This window comes from Pedobacter lusitanus (assembly GCF_040026395.1).
Taxonomy (GTDB): Bacteria; Bacteroidota; Bacteroidia; order Sphingobacteriales; family Sphingobacteriaceae; genus Pedobacter; species Pedobacter lusitanus.
Map to the genome: position 1 here is coordinate 4,291,864 of NZ_CP157278.1, position 24,284 is coordinate 4,316,147.

Genomic DNA, 24,284 nt, shown 5'->3' on the forward strand with positions numbered 1-24,284 from the left:
ACCTGGAAAATTTTTTTGAGAATAATATTATGCATTAAACAAAATACTGGATTGATTGTTGTATAAATTGTTCTTTTTAAAAAACGATGTTGATTAACTATAATATTAAAACCATTTGTCAATTGGACAATCCTGTAATAAGTGACGATAATTTGCCACTGGGGATATCCGCTCCGTGTATGTTTATGTATGAATATGATTCATTTTTATAAATTATGAGTATAATTAGACTTTGCCTGGGATTTATTAAGTTTCTTTTTTCTCAGGTTTAGGAAAAGCATAGCATTCATTTGATAATTTTGTCATTTGAATTGATGCGGATTCTAAAACCCGAGATAATATGATGAGACAAACGTGTATTAAACTGAGTTCTGTTGTGCTGATCTGCTTGTGTACTTGTTTTCAGGCCAATGCATCCAGATTAAATATTCCGGTTCACAGCGATGCCACTGGTTCATTTTCTTCCCTGCTTTCTCCTGCAGTTTACAACAAGCTGTTCCCTTTAAGAAGTAAGTTTTATACTTATACTTCTTTAGTGAAAGCTGTTCAGAATTTAGCACAGATAAAAATTCAGGTTGAAAAAAGAGGGCCTTTTATTTGTAAGATTACCAGATTTGATAAGCGTACAGGAAAACAGGCTGTTGTGCGTCAGGATAAAGACTGGAATGAGGCATGGGCACAGCAAAAGGAATATACCAGTGTCACAATTGACTACGGGACATTCTGTAACGGTACAGACCGGAAAATTAACCAGCGGGAGCTTGCTGCTTTTTTTGCACAGGCCGCGCATGAAACCAGAGATGGACAGGATGGACATTTCAATGATGGGTTAATGCTGAAACGGGAACTGGACACGACCAATGCTTATCTGGCTGCAAACGCGATTTATCCGGCTGTACCTGGAAAGAGGTATTATGGGAGAGGACCGCTTCAGCTGAGTTATAATGGTAATTATGGTTTTGCTTCTGATTGTATCTTCGGAGATAAAAACAAGTTACTGAGTGACCCGGATCTGCTGCTGAAAGACCCTGTAATTGCTTTTGAGAGTGCAATATATTTCTGGATGACACCACAGGGAACCAAGCCTTCTGCGCATGAGGTGATTATTGGGAAATGGCGGCCTTCTGCTGCGGATCTGTCAAAAGGATGGACCGCCGGGTTTGGAATGGTAACCAATATTATCAACGGCGCTATAGAGTGCAACAGTGGGGAAGCAGTAGCTGCAATGAAAAACAGGACTGATTATTATCAGCACTATTTGCAGATATTTGGTCTGAAAGATACCAGGCAATGCTCTTGTGGCTCAATGCAGCCCTTTCCTTAAAGGTTTAACAGCGGTAAAATTTCATCTACATACTTTCTTTCATTGGCTAGTCTGGGTACTTTATGTTGTCCGCCCAGTTTACCTTTTGATTTCAGCCAGTTATAAAAAGTATCTTTTGGTGCATTGTGAACTTTTGGTCTGCAAAGTGCCAGGTTGTTAAAACGCTTGGCGTCATAATCAGAATTGATTTCCCGGAGAGTCTGGTCAAGTATGTCTACAAATTTCTCGAAATTATCAGGCTGCTGATCAAATTCTATAATCCATTCATGTCCGCCTGCATCATTGCCTTTGAAATATATCGGACAGGCGGTATAGTCTTTAAAAGCTGCGCCGGTTTCTTTGCATGCTTTGCTGATAGCCTGTTCCGCATTGTCAATAATCACTTCTTCTCCAAAGGCATTAATGAAATGTTTGGTGCGGCCGGTAATTTTGATTCTGAAAGGTGATAAGGAAGTAAACTGAACGGTATCCCCGATTACATAACGCCATAGACCGGCATTGGTAGAAATAATAATTGCATAGTTCCTATGCAGCTCTACTTCTCCAAGACTGAGGGTAACGGGGTTATCATCGCAAAGCTGTTCTAAAGGTAAAAACTCATAGTAGATACCATAATCCAGCATCAACAGCATCTCTTCTGAAGAGATCTGATCCTGTATACCAAAGAAGCCTTCAGATGCATTATAAGTCTCCAGGTAATACATATCTTCTCTCGGGATCAGTTCTTTGAACTGTTCTCTATATGGGCTGAAATTAACTGCTCCATGGAAATACAATTCCAGGTTAGGCCATACTTCCAGTAAATTTTTCTTACCGGTGATTTCCAGCACTTTTTTGGCCAGAACTATAGTCCAGGTTGGCACGCCTGAGATGTTGGTTACATTTTCTTTAATGGTGGCTTCTGCCATTCTATCCATCTTTTGTTCGTAATCATCCATCAGAGCGATTGAAATATCCGGCGTCCGGTAATATTCTGCCCACATAGGAAGGTTTTTGATCAGTACAGCAGAAAGGTCTCCGTAAAATGAGTCTTCGTTCAACTGGTTGATCTGATGACTTCCTCCCAGTACCAGCGCTTTTCCGGTCAGGATCTGATTGGTTGGTTTGTTATTGCAGAAGATGGAAATCATATCTTTCCCACCTTTGAAATGACATTCTTCTAAAGCTTCGGGAGATACCGGGATAAACTTACTCCGGTCACTGGTGGTTCCTGATGATTTGGCAAACCACCTGATCTCTGATGGCCAGAGAATATTTTGTTCTCCCTTGAGCATGCGCTCAATATAGGGTTTTAAGGAATCGTAGTTTTGCAGCGGAACACGTTGTTTAAACTGTTCTGGAGTTTCGATAGACTTATAATCGTATTTTTTTCCCCATTCTGTATTTTCTGCGCTGGAAATCAGGTTATGAAACCATTCCTCCTGGACATCTATAGGATATTTCATGAAAAGCTCTATCTGATGGACACGCTTTTTCATATACCAGGTGAAAATAGAATTTACAATTGCCATGTTATAGATTATAAGTTTTTACTGCGAAGTACAAAATTGGAACCTAAATAGACTTTTCTGACCATCTCATTGGCGGCAAGAACTTCTGGGGTACCAGACTCCAGTATTTTACCTTCAAATAATAAATAGGCCCGGTCTGTAATGGAAAGTGTTTCCTGAACATTGTGATCTGTGATCAGGATTCCTATATTTTTGTTTCTGAGTTTGGCCACGATAGTCTGGATTTCTTCTACTGCAATCGGGTCTACCCCTGCAAATGGTTCATCCAGTAAAATAAAGTTAGGACTCGCTGCCAGTGCCCTGGCAATTTCTGTTCTCCGGCGTTCTCCTCCTGATAAAAGATCTCCCCGGTTTCTTCTCACTTTGTGTAAACTGAATTCATCAATTAATTCTTCCAGCTTTTCTTCCCGTTCTACCCTGGTCATGGTAGTCATCTCCAGGATGGAAAGAATATTGTCTTCCACTGATAGTTTCCTGAAAACTGATGCTTCCTGCGCCAGATAACCAATTCCTTTCTGTGCCCTGCGGTACATGGGATCTTTGGTAATATCTTCATCGTCCAGATAGATATTACCTTCATTAGGCTTGATCAGTCCTACAATCATATAAAAGGAAGTAGTTTTTCCGGCTCCGTTAGGGCCTAGCAATCCTACAATTTCTCCCTGGCTCACACTAAACGAAACGTCATTGACGACAGTCCGTTGTTTGTATTTTTTTATAAGATTATCAGCTCTTAATATCATTTATATGATTGGTTATTAATCTCTATTGCTTTAATATTTAATTGTAAACGCTTTTGCTCTTTCCACACATTTTCCTCTATTGTATAGCACACAGAGAAGGGTTGATCAGGTTGTAATAGTTGTTCAAATTCTGCAAGTCCGAATCCAATGGCTTCAAAAATAGCGGAATTTTGTTGTTTAATACTCAACTTTAAATGTTTTGCCCCTACAATATAAGGTCTTCCTGCGTAAAATACATTATGACTAACAAATACCGGGGCAGGATTCATCGGTCCAAATGGTGCCATCTGAGCAAGAATACGCTGAAATTTTCCGTCTATCTGTGTGAGCAGAATTTCATTGTCAATCTGAATTTCCGGGCAAAGTAAATTTTCTGTTATGGTCGCAGCGACTACGGCTTCAAATCTTTCTGTAAATGCGGCTATATTCTCGGGTTTAATAGTCATCCCGGCAGCAAACTTATGTCCTCCAAACTGTTCCAGTAAGTCTGCACAGTTTAGTAAGGCTTCATACAGGTCATAACCAGCCACAGAACGGGCAGATCCGGTCAGCATTCCATTAGAAAGTGTCAGTACTACGGTTGGTCTGTAATATTTTTCAGTAAGACGGGATGCAACTATACCGATAACTCCTTTATTCCAGTGGTCATTATAAACTACGGTTGTTTTTTTATTGATCAGGATTTCAGATTCATCAATCAGGGCAAGGGCCTCTGCAGTAATGTTCTGGTCTGATGTTTTACGGTCTGTATTCTGAATGTTAATGAAAAGGCTCTGTTCGGCTGCGAGTGTATCGGCAGTGCATAAAAGCATTTTGACGGCCTGATTGCCATGATCCATACGGCCTGCAGCGTTAATGCGGGGAGCCAGGGTAAATACCACATCGGTAATGGTAAAATCTTTGTTTTTACCACAACTTTCCATCAGGGCTTTTAATCCTGTGCAGGGATTTGTATTTAACTTAATCAGCCCGAAATAGGCAAGGGTACGGTTTTCATCTACTATCGGCACAATATCAGCCGCGATAGAAACCATAACCAGGTCAAGATAGCGTTCGTAATTTTCTGTGGCAAGATTATGGGTCTGACAATAAGCCTGTGCCAGTTTAAATCCTATTCCGCAGCCTGCAAGTTCTTTAAAAGGATAGGGGCAATCGGTACGTTTCGGATCAAGGATGGCAACGGCTGCGGGTAATTCATCGCCGGGTAAATGGTGATCACAAATAATAAAATCTATTTTCAGCGTATTGGCATAAGCAATTTTATCATTTGATTTAATACCACAGTCCAGTGCAATAATCAGTGTTATCCCTTTTGAAGCTGCATAATCAATTCCTGCTGTGGAAATTCCGTATCCTTCTTTATGTCTGTCCGGGATATAGTATTCTATGTTTTGGGTAAACTGACCGAAAAAACTAAAGACAAGGGCAACTGAAGTTGTTCCATCCACATCATAATCGCCATAAATCATGATGCTCTCCCCGGCAGTTAAAGCCTGGCCGATCCTTGCAATGGCCTTATCCATATCCTTCATTATAAAAGGATCGTATAGCTGCGTCAGCGTGGGTCTGAAAAAATCTTTGGCTTCCTGAAAAGAAGATACGCCTCTTTGTACCAGTATTTCGGCTAAACTTGTATCTATGTTTAATTGCTGTGCAAGCGAATCTGTTACTTCTGCTTTACCTTTTACGGCCTGCACCCATCTTTTCTTCATTTAGTTTTTCTGATTTTTGTTTAGTTTTTCTTACAAAAATGGCCTCTTACAGGCGGTAATGACGTTAACATGAAGGTATTTCATGCAGGTTCCATATCTTTGCAATCGATTGTAAATATATCATTAATTATTCTTTTGACTAATACCTACGCCATTGCAAGTTTTCACTTTATATGAAGGTTCGTACTCTGTTGCAGCCGATAAAAAGTTCATCCCTTTTAATCCTCAGACAGATAGCCCTAAAGACAGACCAGGATCTTTATTCATACATGTCAATCCTTTTCTTGTTAAACTGGGAGATAAATTACTCTTACTGGACACCGGACTGGGTTACAGTAATCAGGAAGGACAGTTGATCTTACATGAGAATATAAAAAAAGCGGGTTTCAATCCTGATGATGTTGATTATGTTTTAATGTCACATCTGCATTTTGATCATGCAGGTGGAATGGTACATCAAAAGGAAAATGGTATGGAACTTAGTTTCCCCAATGCTACTTATGTAATTCAGCGCGGGGAATGGGAAGGGGCATTTACCAATAGTTCGTCGTCTTACCGAACAGATATTTTTGATTTTCTTCAACGTAATGCAACTCTGGTCTTTGTTGATGAAACTGATAATTTGACACCAGAGATTCAGCATATATTAACAGGAGGGCATACGCCTTTTCACCAGGCTTGGTTATTAAACGATGGTGAGGATAAAGTGTTTTTTGGCGGGGATGTTTTGCCTGAGCCGGAAGAACTGCTGAAAAAGTTTATTGCAAAATATGATTATGATGGCCGCAGGTCAATGGAACTAAGAGAAGAATTTGGACACAGTGCCGTTAAAGAGCATTGGAACTGTCTTTTCTATCATGGTAAAAGTAAAGCTACGGGTTTTATTGAACTGGGTGAAGAAGGTCAGTTTAAGGTTGTATAGAGTCTAAACTTTTGCCTTCAAAAAGCTCTACCAAACGTTCAATAGACAGGGGTTTAGAAATAAACCCTTTTACTGTTTTGTAGGTTTTTGCTTTTTCAATGTCATTCTCATAGACTGAAGAAGAAAGCATATACATGTCAATTTCAGTTTTTATACCCAGTTTTTCATAGGCATCTAAAAATTCCCATCCGTTGAGTACAGGCATATTGATGTCAATCAGGATCAGATGGGGTAATACCTGATCACTTTCTATCAGTTCTTTCAGATAGTCAATGGCCATGAGCCCGTTTGTCTTTGCAACCATTTTCGCTTCATAGCCTGTTTTCTCCACTATTTTCTTAATAATGAAGATATTGATGTCATCGTCATCAATTACCAGCAGGTTAATTTTAGTATTCATCAGCTTAAAAGTTTATAAAAAGATCACGGCGATTAATATAAAGATATAAAATAGAAACGTAAAGTAAATCTTTGACGGTTTAATATATTTGACAAAAGGAGGATCATTTTTTAAAATGACCCTCCTTTTTCAATAAAAGGAACTTTATCAGTTTACAAAGTAACTTCTTCTTCTTCCATATAACTCTCTATCGGAGGACAGGCACAAACCAGTGATCTGTCTCCGAATGAATCGTTTACTCTTCCTACTGAAGGCCAGAATTTATGTTCTGCAACATAAGCTAACGGGAATGCTGCAATTTGTCTGCTGTAGCTATGTGACCATTCATCACCAGTAACTTTAGCAGCTGTATGCGGTGCATTTTTCAGTGGATTATCAATTTTGTCCAGTGTACCTTTCTCTACCTGGGTAATTTCGTGTCTGATTGCAATTAAAGCATCACAGAAACGGTCAAGTTCATGTTTAGGCTCGCTTTCTGTTGGCTCAACCATTAATGTACCTGCAACCGGGAAAGAAACTGTTGGGGCATGGAATCCATAGTCCATTAATCTTTTAGCGATATCAACTACTTCGATACCAAAGTTTTTAAACTCACGGCAATCCAGGATCATTTCATGGGCACAACGTCCTTTACTTCCTGAATAAAGTACAGGATAGTGTTTTTCTAAACGTGCTTTCATGTAGTTCGCATTCAGGATTGCATATTCGGTTGCATTCTTCAATCCTTCGCCACCCATCATTGCGATATAAGCATGAGAGATAATCAGGATAGATGCTGAACCCCATGGAGCTGAAGATACTGCGTGAATGGATTTCTCATTATTGATGTCAACAACTGCGTGTCCGGGTAAGTATTTTACCAGGTGAGCTGCTACACCGATCGGGCCCATACCAGGACCACCACCACCGTGAGGAATACAGAACGTTTTATGTAAATTCAGGTGACATACGTCAGCACCAATATTTGCCGGGCTGGTTAAGCCAACCTGAGCATTCATATTTGCACCATCCATATAAACCTGTCCACCGTTAGCGTGGATAATTTCACAGATTTCTATGATACTTTCTTCAAATACACCGTGTGTAGATGGATAAGTAACCATAAAGCAGGAAAGATTAGCCTGATGTTCTTCAGCTTTTGCTTTCAGATCAGCAACGTCAATATTACCATTGGCATCACATTTAACAATCACAATCTTCATACCGGCCATCGCTGCTGATGCAGGATTGGTACCGTGTGCTGAAGAAGGGATTAAAGCGATATTACGCTGATGATCACCACGATCCTGATGATAAGCTCTGATTACCATTAAACCTGCATATTCTCCCTGAGCACCTGCGTTTGGTTGTAAGCTCATCGCTGCAAAACCAGTGATTTCACTTAACCACCGATCAATTTCATTGAAGACAGTATAATAACCAGCTACCTGATCTGCAGGAGCAAATGGGTGAACTCTTCCGAATTCCGCCCAGGTAACCGGGATCATTTCTGTAGTTGCATTCAGCTTCATTGTACATGAACCTAAAGCTATCATAGAATGACAAAGAGAAAGATCTTTTGCTTCCAGAGATTTGATATAACGCAGCATTTCATGTTCTGAATGATGCGAATTAAATACCGGATGAGTTAAATAAGCAGATGTACGTTGTTGTGCAGCTGGAATTACAGTTTCAATGTTTTTCTCGTTGGCCAGTTCAACATTGTCAGCTGAGATAGCTTTTACTTTAGAAAATATTTTGTTCAGTAATTTGATATCTGCAAGAGAAGTGGTTTCATCCAGTGCAATTGTAGCTACTGTACCGTTATAATTCAGGTTGATTTCGTTATCGATACACTCTTTGTGGATTGAATCTTTTAAATCACCTAAATCAACACGGATAGTGTCAAAATAAACTTTATTTAATTGTTTATAGCCGATCTGCTCAATTGATTGTGAAAGTGCTACAGCTAAACCATGAGTTCTTTCAGCAATTAATTTCAGGCCTTTCGGACCATGGTATACTGCATAGAAACCTGCCATGATAGCTAATAAAGCTTGTGCAGTACAGATATTTGATGTCGCTTTGTCTCTGCGGATATGCTGCTCTCTTGTTTGCAGCGCCATACGCAAAGCATAGTTGTTATGACTGTCAATTGTTACACCGATAATTCTGCCCGGGATAGAACGTTTGTATTCATCCTTAGTCGCAAAAAATGCAGCATGAGGACCTCCAAAGCCCATTGGTACACCAAAACGTTGTGTTGTACCTACAACAATATCAGCTCCCCATTCTCCCGGAGGAGTTAACAGGGTTAAACTTAAGATGTCAGCAACAACTGTTAATTTAACATTTTTAGCATGTGCTTTTTCAGCAAATGAAGTATAGTTAAATACCTCACCATTTCCGGCAGGATATTGAACGATAGCACCAAAGAAATCTTCTGTTGCTTCAAATGTCTGATGATCACCAATTACCAGCTCAATTCCAAAAGGGTTTGCACGGGTTTTTAAGATGTCTATAGTTTGTGCGAATAATAATTCAGAAACAAAGAATTTATTTGCCTGCTGATTTTTACGCAGACTGAACTGCATAAACATAGCCTCAGCTGCTGCAGTACCTTCATCTAATAAAGAAGCATTTGCAATTTCCATACCTGTAAGGTCGATGACCATAGTCTGAAAGTTCAGTAAAGCCTGTAAACGGCCCTGTGCAATTTCAGCCTGGTATGGTGTATATTGAGTATACCATCCTGGATTTTCCATCACATTTCTCAGAATTACTCCCGGAGTGGTGGTGTCATAATATCCTTGTCCGATATAAGATTTAAAAACCTTATTCAGTGAAGCCGTTTGTCTAAGGCTCTCCAGATATTCTTTCTCAGACTTTGCTGCAGGTAAATTAAGTGGCTGTTTTAACCTGATTTTTTGAGGAACAGTTTGTTCGATCAATTCAGCAACAGAACCCAGGCCAAGGGTGCTTAACATAGCCGCAGTATCCTCCGCATTTGGAGCAATATGACGGTTTTTAAAGTCTTCTTTGTAATGGATGTTTAAACTCATGACGGTTAACAATAAATTTGCGCAAAGGTATTAAAATTTCAGTTTTATTCCAATGGAATAGCCTGAACTAAATATATTCTACAATTGTTTCAGATATAGCTGAATCGTGTTTTCAAGGCCTAAATAAAGTGAGTCACTAATTAAGGCATGACCGATTGAAACTTCCAGTAAATTAGGGATGTTATCTGCAAAATATTTCAGATTATTCAGGTCAAGGTCGTGCCCGGCATTGATTCCTAGCCCCAGCTTGTTTGCAGTGTGTGCTGCCTGTGTATAAGGGGTGATTGCCTTGAGCGGATCTTTTGCGTAATTGGAAGCGTAATACTCTGTATAAAGTTCTATACGATCTGTTCCTGTAGTCTGTGCAGCTTCGATAATTTCTCTTACCGGATCTGTGAAGATAGAGACTCTGATACCTTCTTTTTGAAACAGTTGTACCATTTCTTTAAGATAGGCCTGATGTTTTATAGTATCCCATCCATGATTGGAAGTGATCTGTCCTTCAGTATCTGGTACCAGTGTTACCTGTGCTGGCTTGTTTGCCAGTACAAGGTCAATGAATTTTTGTTCTTTGCAGTTACCTTCTATATTGAATTCTGTTGAAATGGCTGTTTTAAGATCGAATACATCCTGATAACGGATATGACGTTCATCAGGTCTTGGATGTACAGTGATTCCTTCCGCACCAAAACGTTCACAGTCAAGTGCTACCTTAACCAGATCTGGATTGTTTCCCCCGCGACTGTTGCGTAACGTGGCTATTTTATTGATATTTACTGATAGTTTTGCCATGTACAAAGATAATCCATAAAACATGAACAGGTATAATATTATTGTAAACAGGTTAACGTTCTGTGTAATTATTTGGTGTTTTTTGTTTTTTGGGACAACTGTCTGTGCAGCACAGGAAGGAATGAAAAATTACGTATTGTATACGGGCGTGGCAAAAGTAAAGGGAGAGGAACTTTTAGTAATCCGTAAAATGCTGAAAGACGGGGAGTTGTTTTATCTGGCCGTAAATCCCCGCACGTTATCTTCTCAGCTTCTGCCTGCTTCAGGAATTACCCTGCGCCAGCTGGATTGGAAAAGTGCAAAAACATATTTTCAGCAAACTGCTTATTTCAGAGCGCTTGATGCTGCACGGAAAGAGTCCATTGCTTTGCAGGATGCTGGTATTACCCATGGTTTTCCAAAGGAAAAAGGGGTAACACTGACTATAGATCTTTGTCCTTCACATAAACCACTTGACCGGATTATCTTTACCTCACTCATTAAAGAATTTGCAAAGACTGAACAACCGGTTCCTCTTGCGCTTTCTGTCACGGGGAGATGGATGATGGCGCATAATGATGATCTGAACTGGCTGAAGGAACTGGTAGCAAAGAAGGAAATAGAAATTACCTGGGTAAATCATTCATTCTATCACCATGTGAGCCCTACTGCACCATTGAGAACTAATTTTTTACTGGAGCCTGGAACAAGTATGGATTTTGAAATACTAGGGACTGAAATGGCTATGATACAACGTGGTTTGACTCCTTCAGTATTTTTCAGATTCCCGGGACTGGTTTCTGATCAGGAAATAGTAGATAAGGTTCTGGCTTATGGTGTGATTCCGATTGGTAGTGATGCATGGCTGGCAAAAGGACAAAAACCAGCAGCCGGAAGTATCGTGCTGATTCATGGAAATGGGAATGAGCCGGTAGGTGTAGCTGATTTCATCAAACTGTTAAAAAGTAAGGCCGCAGCTGTGACTGGCAAACAATGGCTGATGTACGATCTCACAGAAAGTTTAGAAGACGAATACGGAACTGGTAAGTCATAAAAAAGGGGTGCGGACTTTAAGTCTGCACCCCTTTTTGTATACCAGCAGCTTGTCAAACAAGCTGCTGAGAAGACTAGTATCTGTATGCTTCAGGTTTGAAAGGACCTTCAACCGGTACGCCAATATAATCAGCTTGTTGTTGATCTAATACATCTAATTCAACACCGATTTTAGCTAAGTGTAAACGTGCTACTTTCTCATCCAGTGATTTAGGAAGAACATATACTTTGTTCTCATATTTACCTGGATTAGTCCAAAGCTCTAACTGAGCTAAAGTCTGATTAGTGAAAGATGCAGACATTACAAAACTTGGGTGGCCTGTAGCACATCCTAAGTTAACCAAACGGCCTTCAGCTAATAAAATAACATCTTTACCATCGATTGTGTATTTGTCAACCTGAGGCTTGATCTCAACTTTGGTATCACCATAGTTAGCATTTAACCAGGCAACATCGATTTCATTATCAAAGTGACCAATGTTACAAACGATAACTTTATCTTTCATTGTCTTGAAATGCTCAGGACGAACAATATTACAGTTACCTGTAGTAGTTACAACGATATCAGCTTCTTTAACTGCTGTAGCGAATTTTTTCACTTCATAACCTTCCATTGCAGCTTGTAATGCACAGATAGGATCAATTTCAGAAACGATAACACGTACACCTTGTGAGCTTAGAGATTCGGCAGAACCTTTACCTACGTCACCATAACCTGCAACAACAGCTACTTTACCGGCAAGCATAACATCAGTAGCACGACGGATCGCGTCTACCAATGACTCACGGCAACCGTATTTGTTGTCAAATTTAGATTTGGTTACTGAATCATTTACGTTGATAGCCGGTAAATGTAAAGTTCCGTTTTTCATACGCTCGTATAAACGGTGAACACCAGTAGTGGTTTCTTCTGATAATCCTTTGATCGCAGCAATCAGCTCAGGATATTTATCGAAAACCATGTTGGTTAAATCACCACCGTCATCTAAGATCATATTTAGTGGCTGTCTCTCAGGACCGAAATGTAAAGTCTGTTCAATACACCAGTCGAAATCTGCTTCGTTCAGACCTTTCCACGCATAAACCTGGATTCCTGCAGCAGCAATAGCAGCAGCAGCATGGTCTTGTGTAGAGAAAATATTGCATGATGACCAGGTCACTTCTGCTCCAAGTTCAACTAAAGTTTCAATTAAAACTGCAGTCTGGATAGTCATGTGCAAACATCCAGCGATACGCGCACCTTTTAATGGTTTTGATGGACCAAATTCTGCACGTAAAGACATTAAGCCCGGCATTTCTGCTTCAGCTAATCCAATTTCTTTACGGCCCCATTCTGCCAGTGAAATGTCCTTTACTTTAAAAGGAACATAAGTAGTCTCTACTGATGACATATTTATTTTGTTAAGTAACTGATTTATAGTTAATTGTTAAGTTTTGAAAAATCGGCCGGTTCTCTTGGTTATAGTGGCTTCTTTTTCTTTTGCAAAATTACACAATAGTTTGGCCAAATTCAAAAGGGTATCAGATGGTTGGGTAGTTTATGCAGAGATCTCCACATTCTTGATTTTCAAATGATACAAAAGGAGGTGGGGATGTAAAAAAAGCCTTTCAAAAAGAAAGGCCGGAAAAAATCTATTGGAAATTGTATATATCCTTGGGTTCTTCTTTCAGGAAAGAACGGTTGTAGCAGGTTTCAGCATAAACCGTCTTACCATCTATCAGTAGTTCCAGATTTACATTTCCGCCGTCGGTAATGAAACCTTCAAATTTGATACCGTCACCTTTTTTTATAGTTCTTGTAAATTTCTTTGAGAACGGAGGATTTATTTCCGGCATAATTGTCCAGGCTTTATCAGTTGGCGTATAAAGAATATTTACAGTGGATTTAACAGTCGGATTGGCAAGACTTACTCTGTACTCAATGTTTACTTCTCTTGTAGCAGGAGCGGTGTTTTTGTCCTTTTTACATGAGCCCAGAAAAAAGGTCAGACCTGTACAGATAGTAAGCAGGAGTTTAGTGTGATTGGTGAATAGAAGTAACGGATTTTTCATTTGATATTTTTTAAATGAATGATAATTATATTTTTAATAAATGTTTAAACGCTATTATCTGTTCATACCCCTATCTGAGTGAAAATTTTTTGCTTATTTAACAGAAAAGGCCCTTCATTGATGGAGGGCATTTTCTGTTTTTGAAATATTTTAATCCGCCTGGCAGCTATTGCAGCCAGATACTTTTTGGATGAATTTTCTTTCCAGTGCTGTGTTATTTTCTACAGCTGAAATAGTGACATATAGAAATGTGTTTTCGGATATTTGAATAATGTTACAATTATTGAACTGGTCCCCTGTCCGCTGACTATTGTTGCATAATTACCCACATTCCAGGTGTAGCTGCTTCCGGGAGCAATTTGTCTGCTTTAATATTTTTTGAACCACATAACAGAAATAAGCTGAGGCATGATAAGAATAAGTGCTTTTTTATTATGTGTATTTTAGTTTTAGCTAATTCATGTTTATTAATTAAATACTTGTTGTTCTCAATGAGTTTATTTATGTTTAAATAAAACTATATAATATTGTTTTGGTTAAAATAATAAATTATATTGCCCTTGTAAATAATAAACAGGAAAATATGTTAAAAAAAATCTCGCTATGCTTATTTGTGGTTTTCATGCTTTGCTCATTTGTAAGCTCAGCTTCTGCCATGCAAATTTTTGTAAAGACCTTGACAGGCAAGACAATTACACTTCAAGTTGAATCTTCTGATACAATTGAAAATGTAAAAGCTAAAATACAGGACAAAGAAGGTATACCTGTTGATCAGCAGCGCTTAATTTTTGCGGGTAAACAATTGGAAGATGGAAGAACTTTGAGCGATTATAATATTAAGAAAGAAAGTGTACTGCATCTGGTATTAAGGTAACAAAGAGTAAGAACTTACCTCAAATTTAATAACCTGATTCATACTTAAATAAATCCTAAAACTATGTTGAAAAAAATCTCATTATCCTTATTTGTGGTTTTCATGCTTTGCGCATTTGTCAGCACGGCTTCTGCCATGCAAATCTTTGTTAAGACTTTAGCAGGTAAGACAATTACACTTGAAGTTGAGTCTTCGGACACGATTGACAATATAAAACAAAAGATACAAGACAAAGAAGGTATACCTGTCGATAAACAGATCTTAATTTATGGCGGAAAACTAATGGAAGAAGGAAGAACGCTGAGTGATTACAATCTTCAGAAAGAAAGTACACTACATCTGATAATAAGGCAGTAACTGATAATAATTTGTCTCAAGTTTAATAACCTCAATTTATATTTTAATAAACCCTAAATTCTAAAACTATGTTAAAAAAAATGTCACTATCCTTAGTTATGGTTTTCATGCTTTGCTCATTGATCAGCTCGGCTTATGCGATGCAAATTTTTGTAAAGACATTAGAAAACAAGACAATCACACTTGAAGTTGAACCTTCAGATACGATTGAAAATGTGAAAGCTAAAATACGGGACAAAGAAGGTATCGCGGTTGATTGGCAGCGTTTAATTTTCGCAGGCAGACAATTGGAAGATGGCAGAACTTTGAGCGATTATAATATTCAGAAAGAAAGTACACTCCATCTGATATTAAGATAGTAGTGGACAAGCCTGTTATTTTCAGTGTTTAAACTGGAAATAACAGGCTTAATTATAACACCCGGAAAGATCTTGTTCCCTATATTACTGGCAAGGTCCGGGGCTGGCTGACTATTTGGTCCCGGCTCACAATAAAATTCAATGTACATTAATTTCCGCAAAACAATTCAGTATACAGATTTTATAAGAGTTGTGACGAGTGACAAATTAAGTACACCCGATGCAGATCCACAGATAAGTCTTACTGATTCAAAGTAATTTCAAGGTAAAAAACGATTGACCCCGATAGTATTCCTTTGATGCTATGTAACAGTGCAGTACCTTTGTATGTAAAATTGAATAATATTAAAGCTTTTATATATGTATCCAGAATACTTAGTTGAACCAATGCGTGCAGAACTTACAAAAGTAGGTTTTGAAGAAATGAAAACTGCAGAAGATGTGGACAATGCTATTTCTTCTGAAGGAACTGTCTTTGTAGTTGTGAATTCTGTTTGTGGTTGCGCAGCTTCGAATGCAAGACCGGCAGCAAGATTAGCTGCTGCTAATGAAAAACATCCAGATAAATTGATTACTGTTTTTGCAGGGATGGAAAAAGAAGCAGTGGACAGAGCGAGAAGTTATATGATGCCTTTCCCTCCGTCTTCGCCAGCAATGGCATTATTCAAAGATGGTAAGTTGGTACATATGATTGAGCGTCATCAAATTGAAGGACGTGCAGCTCAAATGATTGCTGATAACCTGATTGGTGCTTTTGAGCAATACTGCTAATTAATATCTTAAAAGATATATCCGGTGTATACCGGTAAGGAATCCGGTCTTTGTACCGGATTTTTTATTACCATATCTTTTTAAAGAAAGATTAAAAGTCCTTATTCAGTAATTTTTCCAGCTCTCCGAAAGATACATTCATTCTGACCCTGCCTTGTTTTGCATAAGCAATTTCGCCGGTTTCTTCAGATACGATTACTGCAACTGCATCAGTCGTTTCTGATACACCAATTCCTGCACGGTGACGCAGTCCAAATTGCGGAGGCAATTTATCATTATCGGTCAGCGGTAATATACAGCTGGCGCTTTTAATCTTATTTTCAGCAATGACAACTGCTCCGTCATGCAACGGACTGTATTTCTGAAATATACTTTCCAATAAACGTTTGGAGATTTTAGAATCAATCAGTTCGCAGCTATTGGCAAATAACTGATCATCGTAAAACTTGACAAATACAATCAAAGCCCCTGTTCTGGATTTTTTCATGCTTTTGCAGGCATCAATAATGGGCTTTATTCTTACCAGATTATCTCGTTCGATATCTTTACTGCCAAATAAATAGCCCCACCACGCCTTGTTTTTTTGTAAAAAGGTATTCTTTCCAATCAGCAGCAGAAAACGTCTGATCTCAGGCTGGAAAATCACAATCAATGCAATAATCCCAACGCTCATGAATTTATTAATGATAGAAGATAACAGACGCATATTTAATGCATCTACTACAAACCATAAGATCAGGATAATAAACATACCCAGCAGTAAATTTACTGCCAGTGTGTTTTTAATCAGGTTGTAAGTATAGTAAATGAGGAAAGCAACGAACAAAATGTCCACTACATCCGTTACAGTTATCGTTAGAAAATCAAAGTCAAAGCCTTTCATTGTTGCCAAGTTAGGAAAATAATAAGAATCTGTTTAAAATTAGATTCTAGGATTGTTGCATTTTTTCGACAATTGCAATACACTCTGCTGCAGCACGCACATCATGCACTCTTAAAATAGTTGCCCCTTTTTGCAGAGCGATGGTATTAAGTACGGTAGTTCCATTCAATGCCTCTTCTGCAGTAGTTCCCAGTAATTTGTAAATCATTGATTTTCTTGAAATGCCAACCAATACAGGCAGACCAAATATATTCAGGTTTTCCAGCTGACTAAACAACTGGTAATTGTGTGTTGTGTTTTTAGCAAAGCCGAAACCAGGATCCAGGATGACGTCCTTAATTCCCATTGCCTTTAAAACACTTATTTTTTGTGCAAGATAATCCACTACTTCGAGCCCTATGTTTTTGTAAACTGGCTTTTGCTGCATGGTCTGAGGTGTGCCCTGCATATGCATCAGGATATAGGGAACGTCTAACGCTGCAACTGTTTCAAACATTTGTTCGTCCAGATTTCCACCAGAAATGTCATTGATTACATGTGCTCCGGCTTCAATACTTTCTCTGGCAACTTTGGCTCTGAAGGTGTCAATAGAAAGCTTCGCCTCGGGAAATCTTTTACTGATTGCAGTGATTGCCGGAATGATTCTTTTCAGTTCTTCATCTGTAGTCACCTCATCTGCTCCGGGACGGGAAGAATAGGCTCCTATATCTATAAAAGCAGCACCTTCATTCAGACAGGCTTCTGTCCGTTCCAGCGCAGCATCCACAGAACTCATTCTGCTGTTGCTGTAAAAAGAATCAGGTGTTAAATTTAGTATGCCCATCACACAGGGGCGGCTTAAATCCAGGAGTTCACCTTTTAGGTTAAGTGTTATTTTTCGGTTTAAAAATGTATCTTTAGCCATCATTCTGTACAAAAATACAGTATTAAAATAGCTTTAAACTAAGAAGGCGTTTTAATTTATCAGACTCTAAATATTTTAATTGTTTTGGCAACAAATACCTCACAAGAATTCGATTCAGTAATTGCGGTTTGCAAATCGCTTTTTTTAAAGAAAACCAAAGATTATGGAACTGCCTGGCGCATTCTGCGTCTGTCCTCTATCACTGATCAGTTATTCATCAAAGCTCAGCGTATCCGTACCCTTGAAGAAAAAAAGGTTTCTAAAGTAGGGGAGGGTATTATTCCCGAATATATCGCAATCATCAATTACTGTGTAATTGCAATGATGCAAAGTGAAATGACAGAGAATGATCCAAATGAAATGGAGCTTGGTGTAGTAGAAGCCCTGTTTGATCAGAAGGTAAAAGAAACAAAAGACCTGATGTTTGCTAAAAATCATGATTATGGGGAGGCCTGGAGAGATATGAGAGTCAGTTCACTGACAGATCTTATTCTGATGAAAATATTCAGGGTTAAACAGATTGAAGATAATCTTGGAGAGACAGTAGCATCCGAAGGAGTTGTTGCCAACTATCAGGATATGTTGAATTATGCAGTCTTTGCATTGATCAGAATGGATGTAAAATAATATCAATAAATTAAAATAGCTGTAAAAAGATGAACAAAGCCGCGCTTAATTTTTCAAGAATATTTGTAGGTATACTTTTTATTTTCTCAGGTCTGATTAAGGCCAATGATCCACTCGGATTCGGATATAAACTGGAAGAATATTTTGATGTATTTCATATTCCGTTTTTAAGCCCTTTTGCTACCGGTATAGCTATTTTTCTTTGCGTACTTGAAATTGTTCTGGGTGCTTTACTGCTATTTGGATTCTGGAGTAAAAAGGTAACTACCGGCCTGCTCGGAATTATTATATTTTTTACTTTTCTAACCTTTGTTTCTGCTGCTTTTAAAGTAGTTACATCCTGCGGTTGTTTTGGTGATGCCATTCCTTTAACTCCATGGCAGTCTTTCTCCAAGGATCTGATTTTACTGGTTCTGATTGTATATTTGTTTATCAACCGGAATAAGATTTTACCGGTCACCGTAAACCCGGGTAAGCAGAAAATTGGTCTGATCGCCGTTGTCGCACTTTCAGTTATATTCAGTATTTATACCTATACCTTTCTGCCGGTACTTGACTTTTTACCTTATAAAAAGGGAGCCAGTATACCGGAGGCGATGAAAATTCCTGCAGGTGCAGAACCAGATTTATTTCTGATTATGTATAAGCTGAAAAACAAAGCAACAGGAGAGACCAAAGAAATGAGTGATAAAGATTATCTGAAGACAGAAATCTGGAAAGACAGTAACTGGGAGATTGTTGGTCAGCCGGAGCAGAAACTCATTAAGAAAGGCTATGAAGCTAAAATTAAGGATTTGGTTATCAGCGATGCTTCAGGAACTGATTATACCAAAGAACTGATAGAGAACCCATATTATAACATTATTATAGTTGCTTACAATCTGAAACAGACTAACGAAGATGCGATTGGGAAACTGAATGCAATGACTTTAGATCTGACAGAGCAATTTAATATCCGTACTGTACTTCTCACGTCTAATTCTGCGCAGGATGCCGCGGTATTCAGTAAGAATCACAAATTATTTGCGGAGATATTTTATGCCGATGCTGTACCGCTAAAAAGTATGGTCAGGGCTAACCCCGGTATCATATTGCTGAAAAACGGGGTCGTGATTAACAAGTGGAGCTATCAGTCTCTGCCTTCACTGGAAAAATTAAAAGCCGCTTATTTCAATAAGTAAGATGTGGTTTTATGCGCTCAGGAAATTCTTCTATGGACTCGCAGTAATGGTGGGTGTAGTAGTTGTTGTATTTGTCCTGTTCAATATTCTGCCGGGAGATCCTGCAAGGATGACTCTGGGCCAGCGCGCGGATGTACAATCACTTGAAGCTGTACGTAAAGAATTCGGACTGGATCAGTCCAGGCCTATGCAGTTTGTGTTATTTATCAATGACCTGTCTCCGGTAGGTTTTCACGAGAATAATAAACAGGCACAGGAAAAATATCATTATATCCCACTGATCAGTTTTTCAGCAAAGGTAATAGCATTGAAATGGCCTTATCTCAGACGATCTTATCAGACTAAGCGGGAAGTATCTTTAATCTTATCAGAAACTGTTCCCAATACATTTGTACTTGCCGCTACAGCTATGTTATTCGCTACATTGATAGGCGTCTTACTTGGAGTGTTATCAGCTGTATATAAAGATAGCTGGATAGACCATTCTGTAAATGCTTTTGCCATTATGGGCCTTTCTGCACCATCTTTTTTTGCAGGTATTATTATCGCCTGGTTTTTTGGTTTTGTATTAGGACCTTATACCGGTTTAAACATGTCAGGAAGCCTGTATAGTTATGACCCCTTTCAGGGAGAGGTTATGACATTGAAAAACCTGATATTACCTGTACTTACTCTGGGTTTGCGGCCACTGGCGATTATTGTACAACTGACCAGAACAGCAATGCTTGATATACTGGCGCAGGATTATATCCGTACTGCGCGTGCAAAAGGTTTGGGGCGCAGGGCGATTATCTATAAGCATGCCTTGAAAAATGCTTTGAATCCGGTTATTACGGCTATTTCGGGGTGGTTTGCTTCGCTGTTGGCCGGATCTTTTTTTGTAGAATATATTTTTGGTTATAATGGATTGGGCAGGGCAACGGTCAGAGCTTTGGAAATGTCTGATTTTCCGGTAGTCATGGGGTCGATTCTTTTTATTGCACTGGTATTCGTTGTAATTAATATTTTTGTGGATGTATTGTATGCCCTTGTTGATCCGAGGGTAAAATTGGATAATTAATGAAGATATTTCTGATTGGTTTTATGGGGTGTGGTAAAAGCACACTGGGAAGAAAGTTAGCTACCAAACTTGGTTATGATCTGATTGACCTTGATCACCAGATCGAAAAGAACACAGGTAGTTCAGTAGGAGATTATTTTTCTGCTCATGGAGAAGATGCATTCCGGAAGCTGGAAAGTGAGACATTAAAGAGCCTGGACTATCCTAAAAATTGTGTAATTGCAACAGGAGGGGGAACCCCATGTTTTTTTGATAATATTGACTGGATGAACGAGAATGGTACAACCATTTATATCAAAATGGCTGCGCCAGCACTTGCTAAACGTCTGGAAAGCGGAATGGCCAAACGTCCGTTGCTACGTAACCTGACAGCTGAGGGTGTTGTCGAATTTATTGAAAATAAACTGGCAGAACGGGAAGGGTTTTATAATAAGGCCTCTCTTGTATTGAGTGGAATTAGCCTTACCGCTGATGATATCCGTGCTGAAATTCTGGCCCGGAGTTAATTATCTTCAGCAGCAAACTGCTCTTCTATAAATTTGATTTCCGTTTTACCGTGTGCAACAGGATTACCATATTCATCTACGTTGACAAATACCATTCTGTCAATCGTTAAAATACTTTTACGGGTGATCTTGTTACGTACCTCACAGCGCATGGTCAATGAAGTATTGCCGAATGCAATCGCTGTGATACCCATTTCTATGATATCGCCCTGTTTAGCAGAACTTACAAAGTTAATTTCGGATATATACTTGGTAACAACTCTTGGATTACCTAATTGAACAATAGCATAAATTGCTGCTTCTTCATCAATCCATCTCAATAAACTACCTCCGAATAAGCTTCCGTTGGGATTCAGATCTTCAGGTTTGATCCATTTTCTGGTGTGAAAATTCATAACATTTAATTTTATGCAAAAATAAGGGTTTATTAATAGCCGAATCTCACCTTAGCGTAAATAATATCAGAGTGTAATCCAGTTTGTATCAGCTTGTTTTTGAAGTACGGCAGAGAAATCAACTCTTGGAGGCAGATTCAGATAAGGATAAGTTACTTTTGAAAGATAAAGTCCCTGAGGGTGTGCCGGAGTAATCAATGCTGGTGTTTCTCTGCTGATCAGATGACTTTCAAATTCATCCACACTCATTAAACCTTTACCGATTTTTAAGAGCTGTCCCATAATAATACGGATCATCTTACCCAGAAAACGGTTAGAAGAAATCTGAAATCTCATTTTTTCTTCTTTTGCATCAACCATTAAGCTGGCAGAACGTACATAGCATAGCGTATGTTCATATTTATCCGGGCTGGTGCAGAAAGCCCGGTAATCTTTGTATTGCGGGAGTAAAGCTACGGCAGCTTTCATTTTATCCCATTGCAGGTTCTGGAGCAGGTAATAAGAGCTCAGGCCATTTAAAAAAGGATCTTTATAAGTGTGAAGAAAATAGTCATACGCACGTTGTACGGCATCGAAACGGGCATGAGGCAGCCCTTCCATTGGTATAACATCATAAACAGCAATATTCATCGGCAAAAGTTTATTAAGCCTGAAAATCAGATCAAAATCCCATTCCTTTTCGATATCCATGTGGAAGAAAAACTGACTGGCATGCACCTGCGCATCTGTTCTTCCACATCCATTGATAAATATCTGTGTTTTAAAAATCTGGCTCAGGGCATTTTCTATCACGCCCTGAATATTCAATACATTAGCCTGCTTTTGCCAGCCGTTATATTGTAAACCATTGTAACCGATGTGTACGAAATATCTCAACCGCTTATCTTTTTCCTGCTCTTTTATTTAAATCATCAACAGATATAGTTAATAATCTGCCGATTGGCTGCTTACCTCTGTAGGTAATTACACGCATCTGACTTGCATCCTTAGGAATGGCCACTTTCTCTGCATACTTCGGATAAAATCTATCTGGTGTAGAATTATCAAAACTATAATAAATATCAAGTCCGTCAATTTCTGTAGTCAGTTCAACCATTACCTGTCTGTCTGCAGTTCTGCCCGCTTTTACTATCGGATCATAAATTGCAGGCGAGTATTTTGTCTCGGCAATATCCATTCTATGGAAATGCTGTTCCATTTTACCGGTAAAATTAGTCCAGTTTTTCTTTTCTTTTGGAGACCACACTGATTCAGCTATGGCATAACCTCTGGGCCAGGTCATGTATTCTGCCTGGCGAATGTTATACACCTGTTCAGACCATAAATTGGCCTGTCCTCCTTTAATATATTTAGGATCCGCACCGGCCGGAATGGGATCAAATTCATAAGCTTTACCCAAACGTGTAGAAGCATATACTCTGGATTCCGAAACAGGATCTCCCTGCATCAGGTCAAGGTAATTAGTGCCCTGAGGACTCATCACTACTTCATGTTTAGCACGAGAAGCCTCTATACCAAAATTAGCGTTTCTCCAGCTCATCACCGCTGCACTTGCAGGTACATCACCCATCATAATTTCATCCCAACCCATAAACTTTTTGCCTTTCGACTCTACAATTTTCTGAACTCTCTTTTCAAAATATCCCTGTACCTGGTGCATATCTTTTAAACCTTCTTTTAACATTAAGGCCTTAATTGCATCGCTTTTTTGCCAGTAGTTGATTGGCGCTTCATCACCGCCCATATGAATATATTCAAAAGGGAATAAAGCTGCTACCTGTGTGATTACAGAATCCAGGAAGGTATAAACCTTTTCGTTAGCAGGACATAGGGTGTTATCTACCAGTGCAATCGGAGGCGCTCCTTTAGACCAGTCCATAATACGTTCTCCTGAGCGTACACGATAAGTTTCGGCGCCAGGTGTACAGGAAAGTTCCGGATAAGAAACAATAGCTGCAAGACTATGGCCGGGAACATCTATTTCCGGTAAAATATCTACAAATCTGTCTTTGGCATATCTGACCAGTTCTCTGACATCATCCTGAGTATAGAAACCACCATAAGTACGCGGTTCATCAGGTCCGGGTACACTGAAATTACCAAATTCACCTACCTTTTTAACATTCCAGGCACCAACCTCAGTTAATCTTGGCAGACCTTTAATTTCCAGTCTCCATCCTTCATCATCAGTCAGGTGAAGATGAAGCAGGTTGAATTTGTAGCGTACCATCGCGTCAATATATTGCTTTACCTCCTGTTTGGTAAAGAAATGGCGGGCCACATCGAACATTAACCCTCTCCAGGCCACACGCGGGTAATCAGTAACCTCTACACAGGGTATTCTCCATTTTACACCTTCCACCAACTCTTTGGATTCTATTTCTTTAGGGAAAAGTTGCAGTAAGCTCTGAACACCATAAAATAATCCGGCAGTTTGATTCGCTTTGATGACAATTAAAGCCGGAGTTACCGAAAGCTGGTAACCTTCATTTCCAAGTGTCGCATTCGGAGTAGCATTAAGGACTAATCTGATTGTCCCTGCTGCCTGTGTATGCGTAAATTCAGCTACAAATTTTCCGGTTGGAGCTGATAGCTTTTCTTTCAGATAATCCACAACCAGTTTCATTTCAGGAGTTGCCAGAACAACAACTTTATCAGGTAAAGTGAAAGAACCATTGGTTTTTAACAAAGATACAGGTTCAGGAATAATCGAAAATTCAGGTAATCTGCCGGAAGAAATTGCATTACTGTCTGTTACAGAAAAATTAGAAATTGAGGATCCCATTTGTTGACTATATGTGCTTGTGTAAAAAAGAAGGCAGCATATAAAAGGTAAGA

The 24,284-nt window shown here is 39.0% G+C and carries 25 protein-coding genes; 11 read left to right on the forward strand and 14 right to left on the reverse strand.

Annotated features, from left to right (window positions below):
* Positions 1 to 340: 340 nt before the first annotated feature.
* A complete protein-coding gene (locus PL_RS18390; RefSeq protein ID WP_082035897.1) occupies positions 341 to 1,324 on the forward strand; it encodes a chitinase in 984 nt (327 codons plus the stop codon).
* On the opposite strand, the gene PL_RS18395 is transcribed toward PL_RS18390, so the two are convergent.
* Genes PL_RS18395 through recJ form a run of 3 tightly spaced genes read right to left on the reverse strand, consistent with a single transcriptional unit; the run spans position 1,321 to position 5,290 of the window.
* Entirely contained in the window at positions 1,321 to 2,835 is a 1,515-nt protein-coding gene (locus PL_RS18395) for a GH3 auxin-responsive promoter family protein (RefSeq protein WP_041881361.1), read from the reverse strand. The two genes, PL_RS18390 and PL_RS18395, sit on opposite strands and share 4 nt — an antisense overlap.
* A gap of 8 nt (positions 2,836 to 2,843) precedes the next feature.
* Positions 2,844 to 3,578 carry an LPS export ABC transporter ATP-binding protein gene (gene lptB, locus PL_RS18400; RefSeq protein WP_348620069.1) on the reverse strand — a complete coding sequence of 245 codons (735 nt, stop codon included), beginning with the start codon at positions 3,576 to 3,578 and terminating at the stop codon, positions 2,844 to 2,846.
* Positions 3,575 to 5,290, reverse strand: a complete 1,716-nt coding sequence (gene recJ / locus PL_RS18405) for a single-stranded-DNA-specific exonuclease RecJ (protein ID WP_041881363.1) — start codon at positions 5,288 to 5,290, stop codon at positions 3,575 to 3,577. The genes lptB and recJ overlap by 4 nt, the downstream gene beginning before the upstream one ends.
* 154 nt (positions 5,291 to 5,444) lie before the next feature.
* Here recJ and PL_RS18410 point away from each other — a divergent pair, with 154 nt between their 5' ends.
* Positions 5,445 to 6,212, forward strand: coding sequence for an MBL fold metallo-hydrolase (locus tag PL_RS18410; RefSeq protein WP_041881365.1), 768 nt, complete (start codon positions 5,445 to 5,447; stop codon positions 6,210 to 6,212).
* On the opposite strand, the gene PL_RS18415 is transcribed toward PL_RS18410, so the two are convergent.
* The 3 genes from PL_RS18415 to PL_RS18425 all read right to left on the reverse strand — a co-directional run bounded on the left by PL_RS18415 (position 6,199) and on the right by PL_RS18425 (position 10,445).
* Positions 6,199 to 6,612 carry a response regulator gene (locus PL_RS18415; protein ID WP_041881366.1) on the reverse strand — a complete coding sequence of 138 codons (414 nt, stop codon included), beginning with the start codon at positions 6,610 to 6,612 and terminating at the stop codon, positions 6,199 to 6,201. The genes PL_RS18410 and PL_RS18415 overlap by 14 nt on opposite strands.
* Before the next feature lie 152 nt (positions 6,613 to 6,764).
* Positions 6,765 to 9,653, reverse strand: coding sequence for an aminomethyl-transferring glycine dehydrogenase (gene gcvP / locus PL_RS18420; protein ID WP_041881370.1), 2,889 nt, complete (start codon positions 9,651 to 9,653; stop codon positions 6,765 to 6,767).
* A 78-nt stretch (positions 9,654 to 9,731) separates the two neighbouring features.
* Positions 9,732 to 10,445: a pyridoxine 5'-phosphate synthase gene (locus PL_RS18425; protein WP_041881424.1), complete on the reverse strand. Its 714-nt coding sequence runs from the start codon at positions 10,443 to 10,445 to the stop codon at positions 9,732 to 9,734.
* Positions 10,446 to 10,467: 22 nt separating this feature from the next.
* On the opposite strand from PL_RS18425, the gene PL_RS18430 reads away from it, so the two are divergent.
* Positions 10,468 to 11,478, forward strand: coding sequence for a polysaccharide deacetylase family protein (locus PL_RS18430; RefSeq protein WP_087149076.1), 1,011 nt, complete (start codon positions 10,468 to 10,470; stop codon positions 11,476 to 11,478).
* 73 nt (positions 11,479 to 11,551) lie between these two features.
* On the opposite strand, the gene ahcY is transcribed toward PL_RS18430, so the two are convergent.
* The 3 genes from ahcY to PL_RS26030 all read right to left on the reverse strand — a co-directional run bounded on the left by ahcY (position 11,552) and on the right by PL_RS26030 (position 13,888).
* The gene (gene ahcY / locus PL_RS18435) at positions 11,552 to 12,868 is read right to left on the reverse strand and encodes an adenosylhomocysteinase (protein WP_041881374.1); all 1,317 of its coding nucleotides are present in this window, start codon (positions 12,866 to 12,868) and stop codon (positions 11,552 to 11,554) included.
* 241 nt (positions 12,869 to 13,109) lie between these two features.
* Complete coding sequence (locus PL_RS18440; RefSeq protein ID WP_041881376.1) at positions 13,110 to 13,529, reverse strand: hypothetical protein; 420 nt, start codon at positions 13,527 to 13,529, stop codon at positions 13,110 to 13,112.
* A gap of 221 nt (positions 13,530 to 13,750) precedes the next feature.
* The gene (locus PL_RS26030; protein ID WP_410429551.1) at positions 13,751 to 13,888 is read right to left on the reverse strand and encodes a hypothetical protein; all 138 of its coding nucleotides are present in this window, start codon (positions 13,886 to 13,888) and stop codon (positions 13,751 to 13,753) included.
* 224 nt (positions 13,889 to 14,112) lie between these two features.
* Here PL_RS26030 and PL_RS18445 point away from each other — a divergent pair, with 224 nt between their 5' ends.
* From PL_RS18445 to PL_RS18460, 4 genes are all read left to right on the forward strand, one after another.
* Complete coding sequence (locus PL_RS18445; RefSeq protein ID WP_082035901.1) at positions 14,113 to 14,403, forward strand: ubiquitin family protein; 291 nt, start codon at positions 14,113 to 14,115, stop codon at positions 14,401 to 14,403.
* Positions 14,404 to 14,466: 63 nt separating this feature from the next.
* Positions 14,467 to 14,760, forward strand: coding sequence for a ubiquitin-like protein (locus tag PL_RS18450; protein ID WP_082035898.1), 294 nt, complete (start codon positions 14,467 to 14,469; stop codon positions 14,758 to 14,760).
* A gap of 80 nt (positions 14,761 to 14,840) precedes the next feature.
* Positions 14,841 to 15,119, forward strand: coding sequence for a ubiquitin-like protein (locus PL_RS18455; protein WP_200890726.1), 279 nt, complete (start codon positions 14,841 to 14,843; stop codon positions 15,117 to 15,119).
* 360 nt (positions 15,120 to 15,479) lie between these two features.
* Positions 15,480 to 15,890, forward strand: coding sequence for a BrxA/BrxB family bacilliredoxin (locus tag PL_RS18460; RefSeq protein ID WP_041881383.1), 411 nt, complete (start codon positions 15,480 to 15,482; stop codon positions 15,888 to 15,890).
* Between the two features lie 91 nt (positions 15,891 to 15,981).
* On the opposite strand, the gene cdaA is transcribed toward PL_RS18460, so the two are convergent.
* Together cdaA and folP are read right to left on the reverse strand one after the other, a co-directional pair.
* Positions 15,982 to 16,773 carry a diadenylate cyclase CdaA gene (cdaA, locus tag PL_RS18465; RefSeq protein ID WP_041881385.1) on the reverse strand — a complete coding sequence of 264 codons (792 nt, stop codon included), beginning with the start codon at positions 16,771 to 16,773 and terminating at the stop codon, positions 15,982 to 15,984.
* A gap of 46 nt (positions 16,774 to 16,819) precedes the next feature.
* Positions 16,820 to 17,677, reverse strand: coding sequence for a dihydropteroate synthase (folP, locus tag PL_RS18470; protein ID WP_082035902.1), 858 nt, complete (start codon positions 17,675 to 17,677; stop codon positions 16,820 to 16,822).
* Positions 17,678 to 17,761: 84 nt separating this feature from the next.
* Between folP and PL_RS18475 the strand changes: the two genes are divergently transcribed.
* The 4 genes from PL_RS18475 to PL_RS18490 are packed head-to-tail and all read left to right on the forward strand — an operon-like array spanning position 17,762 to position 21,051.
* Complete coding sequence (locus PL_RS18475; protein WP_041881390.1) at positions 17,762 to 18,304, forward strand: DUF1599 domain-containing protein; 543 nt, start codon at positions 17,762 to 17,764, stop codon at positions 18,302 to 18,304.
* A 29-nt stretch (positions 18,305 to 18,333) separates the two neighbouring features.
* Positions 18,334 to 19,485, forward strand: coding sequence for a BT_3928 family protein (locus tag PL_RS18480; protein ID WP_041881393.1), 1,152 nt, complete (start codon positions 18,334 to 18,336; stop codon positions 19,483 to 19,485).
* Position 19,486: 1 nt separating this feature from the next.
* Positions 19,487 to 20,545, forward strand: coding sequence for an ABC transporter permease (locus tag PL_RS18485; protein WP_041881395.1), 1,059 nt, complete (start codon positions 19,487 to 19,489; stop codon positions 20,543 to 20,545).
* Positions 20,545 to 21,051: a shikimate kinase gene (locus tag PL_RS18490; protein ID WP_041881398.1), complete on the forward strand. Its 507-nt coding sequence runs from the start codon at positions 20,545 to 20,547 to the stop codon at positions 21,049 to 21,051. Before PL_RS18485 ends, PL_RS18490 begins: the two co-directional genes overlap by 1 nt.
* Here the strand turns inward: PL_RS18490 and PL_RS18495 are convergent.
* The 3 genes from PL_RS18495 to PL_RS18505 form a co-directional block, all read right to left on the reverse strand.
* Positions 21,048 to 21,446 carry an acyl-CoA thioesterase gene (locus PL_RS18495; protein WP_041881402.1) on the reverse strand — a complete coding sequence of 133 codons (399 nt, stop codon included), beginning with the start codon at positions 21,444 to 21,446 and terminating at the stop codon, positions 21,048 to 21,050. The genes PL_RS18490 and PL_RS18495 overlap by 4 nt on opposite strands.
* Before the next feature lie 66 nt (positions 21,447 to 21,512).
* On the reverse strand, positions 21,513 to 22,322 hold the full coding sequence (locus tag PL_RS18500) for a tRNA pseudouridine synthase A (RefSeq protein ID WP_041881404.1): 810 nt from the start codon (positions 22,320 to 22,322) through the stop codon (positions 21,513 to 21,515).
* A gap of 4 nt (positions 22,323 to 22,326) precedes the next feature.
* Positions 22,327 to 24,231 carry a beta-N-acetylhexosaminidase gene (locus PL_RS18505; RefSeq protein ID WP_041881407.1) on the reverse strand — a complete coding sequence of 635 codons (1,905 nt, stop codon included), beginning with the start codon at positions 24,229 to 24,231 and terminating at the stop codon, positions 22,327 to 22,329.
* Positions 24,232 to 24,284 lie beyond the last annotated feature (53 nt).

What these genes read in the sequence shown, in the direction of transcription:
- folP (WP_082035902.1), bottom strand. Translation starts at nt 17,677, where the DNA reads ATGGCTAAAGATACATTTTTAAACCGAAAAATAACACTTAACCTAAAA.
- PL_RS18390 (WP_082035897.1), top strand. Translation starts at nt 341, where the DNA reads ATGATGAGACAAACGTGTATTAAACTGAGTTCTGTTGTGCTGATCTGC.
- PL_RS18445 (WP_082035901.1), top strand. Translation starts at nt 14,113, where the DNA reads ATGTTAAAAAAAATCTCGCTATGCTTATTTGTGGTTTTCATGCTTTGC.
- lptB (WP_348620069.1), bottom strand. Translation starts at nt 3,578, where the DNA reads ATGATATTAAGAGCTGATAATCTTATAAAAAAATACAAACAACGGACT.
- PL_RS18450 (WP_082035898.1), top strand. Translation starts at nt 14,467, where the DNA reads ATGTTGAAAAAAATCTCATTATCCTTATTTGTGGTTTTCATGCTTTGC.
- PL_RS18460 (WP_041881383.1), top strand. Translation starts at nt 15,480, where the DNA reads ATGTATCCAGAATACTTAGTTGAACCAATGCGTGCAGAACTTACAAAA.
- PL_RS18425 (WP_041881424.1), bottom strand. Translation starts at nt 10,445, where the DNA reads ATGGCAAAACTATCAGTAAATATCAATAAAATAGCCACGTTACGCAAC.
- PL_RS18490 (WP_041881398.1), top strand. Translation starts at nt 20,545, where the DNA reads ATGAAGATATTTCTGATTGGTTTTATGGGGTGTGGTAAAAGCACACTG.
- ahcY (WP_041881374.1), bottom strand. Translation starts at nt 12,868, where the DNA reads ATGTCATCAGTAGAGACTACTTATGTTCCTTTTAAAGTAAAGGACATT.
- recJ (WP_041881363.1), bottom strand. Translation starts at nt 5,290, where the DNA reads ATGAAGAAAAGATGGGTGCAGGCCGTAAAAGGTAAAGCAGAAGTAACA.
- PL_RS18480 (WP_041881393.1), top strand. Translation starts at nt 18,334, where the DNA reads ATGAACAAAGCCGCGCTTAATTTTTCAAGAATATTTGTAGGTATACTT.
- PL_RS18505 (WP_041881407.1), bottom strand. Translation starts at nt 24,231, where the DNA reads ATGGGATCCTCAATTTCTAATTTTTCTGTAACAGACAGTAATGCAATT.
- PL_RS18495 (WP_041881402.1), bottom strand. Translation starts at nt 21,446, where the DNA reads ATGAATTTTCACACCAGAAAATGGATCAAACCTGAAGATCTGAATCCC.
- PL_RS18485 (WP_041881395.1), top strand. Translation starts at nt 19,487, where the DNA reads ATGTGGTTTTATGCGCTCAGGAAATTCTTCTATGGACTCGCAGTAATG.
- PL_RS18415 (WP_041881366.1), bottom strand. Translation starts at nt 6,612, where the DNA reads ATGAATACTAAAATTAACCTGCTGGTAATTGATGACGATGACATCAAT.
- PL_RS18395 (WP_041881361.1), bottom strand. Translation starts at nt 2,835, where the DNA reads ATGGCAATTGTAAATTCTATTTTCACCTGGTATATGAAAAAGCGTGTC.
- gcvP (WP_041881370.1), bottom strand. Translation starts at nt 9,653, where the DNA reads ATGAGTTTAAACATCCATTACAAAGAAGACTTTAAAAACCGTCATATT.
- PL_RS18455 (WP_200890726.1), top strand. Translation starts at nt 14,841, where the DNA reads ATGTCACTATCCTTAGTTATGGTTTTCATGCTTTGCTCATTGATCAGC.
- PL_RS18430 (WP_087149076.1), top strand. Translation starts at nt 10,468, where the DNA reads ATGAACAGGTATAATATTATTGTAAACAGGTTAACGTTCTGTGTAATT.
- PL_RS18440 (WP_041881376.1), bottom strand. Translation starts at nt 13,529, where the DNA reads ATGAAAAATCCGTTACTTCTATTCACCAATCACACTAAACTCCTGCTT.
- cdaA (WP_041881385.1), bottom strand. Translation starts at nt 16,773, where the DNA reads ATGAAAGGCTTTGACTTTGATTTTCTAACGATAACTGTAACGGATGTA.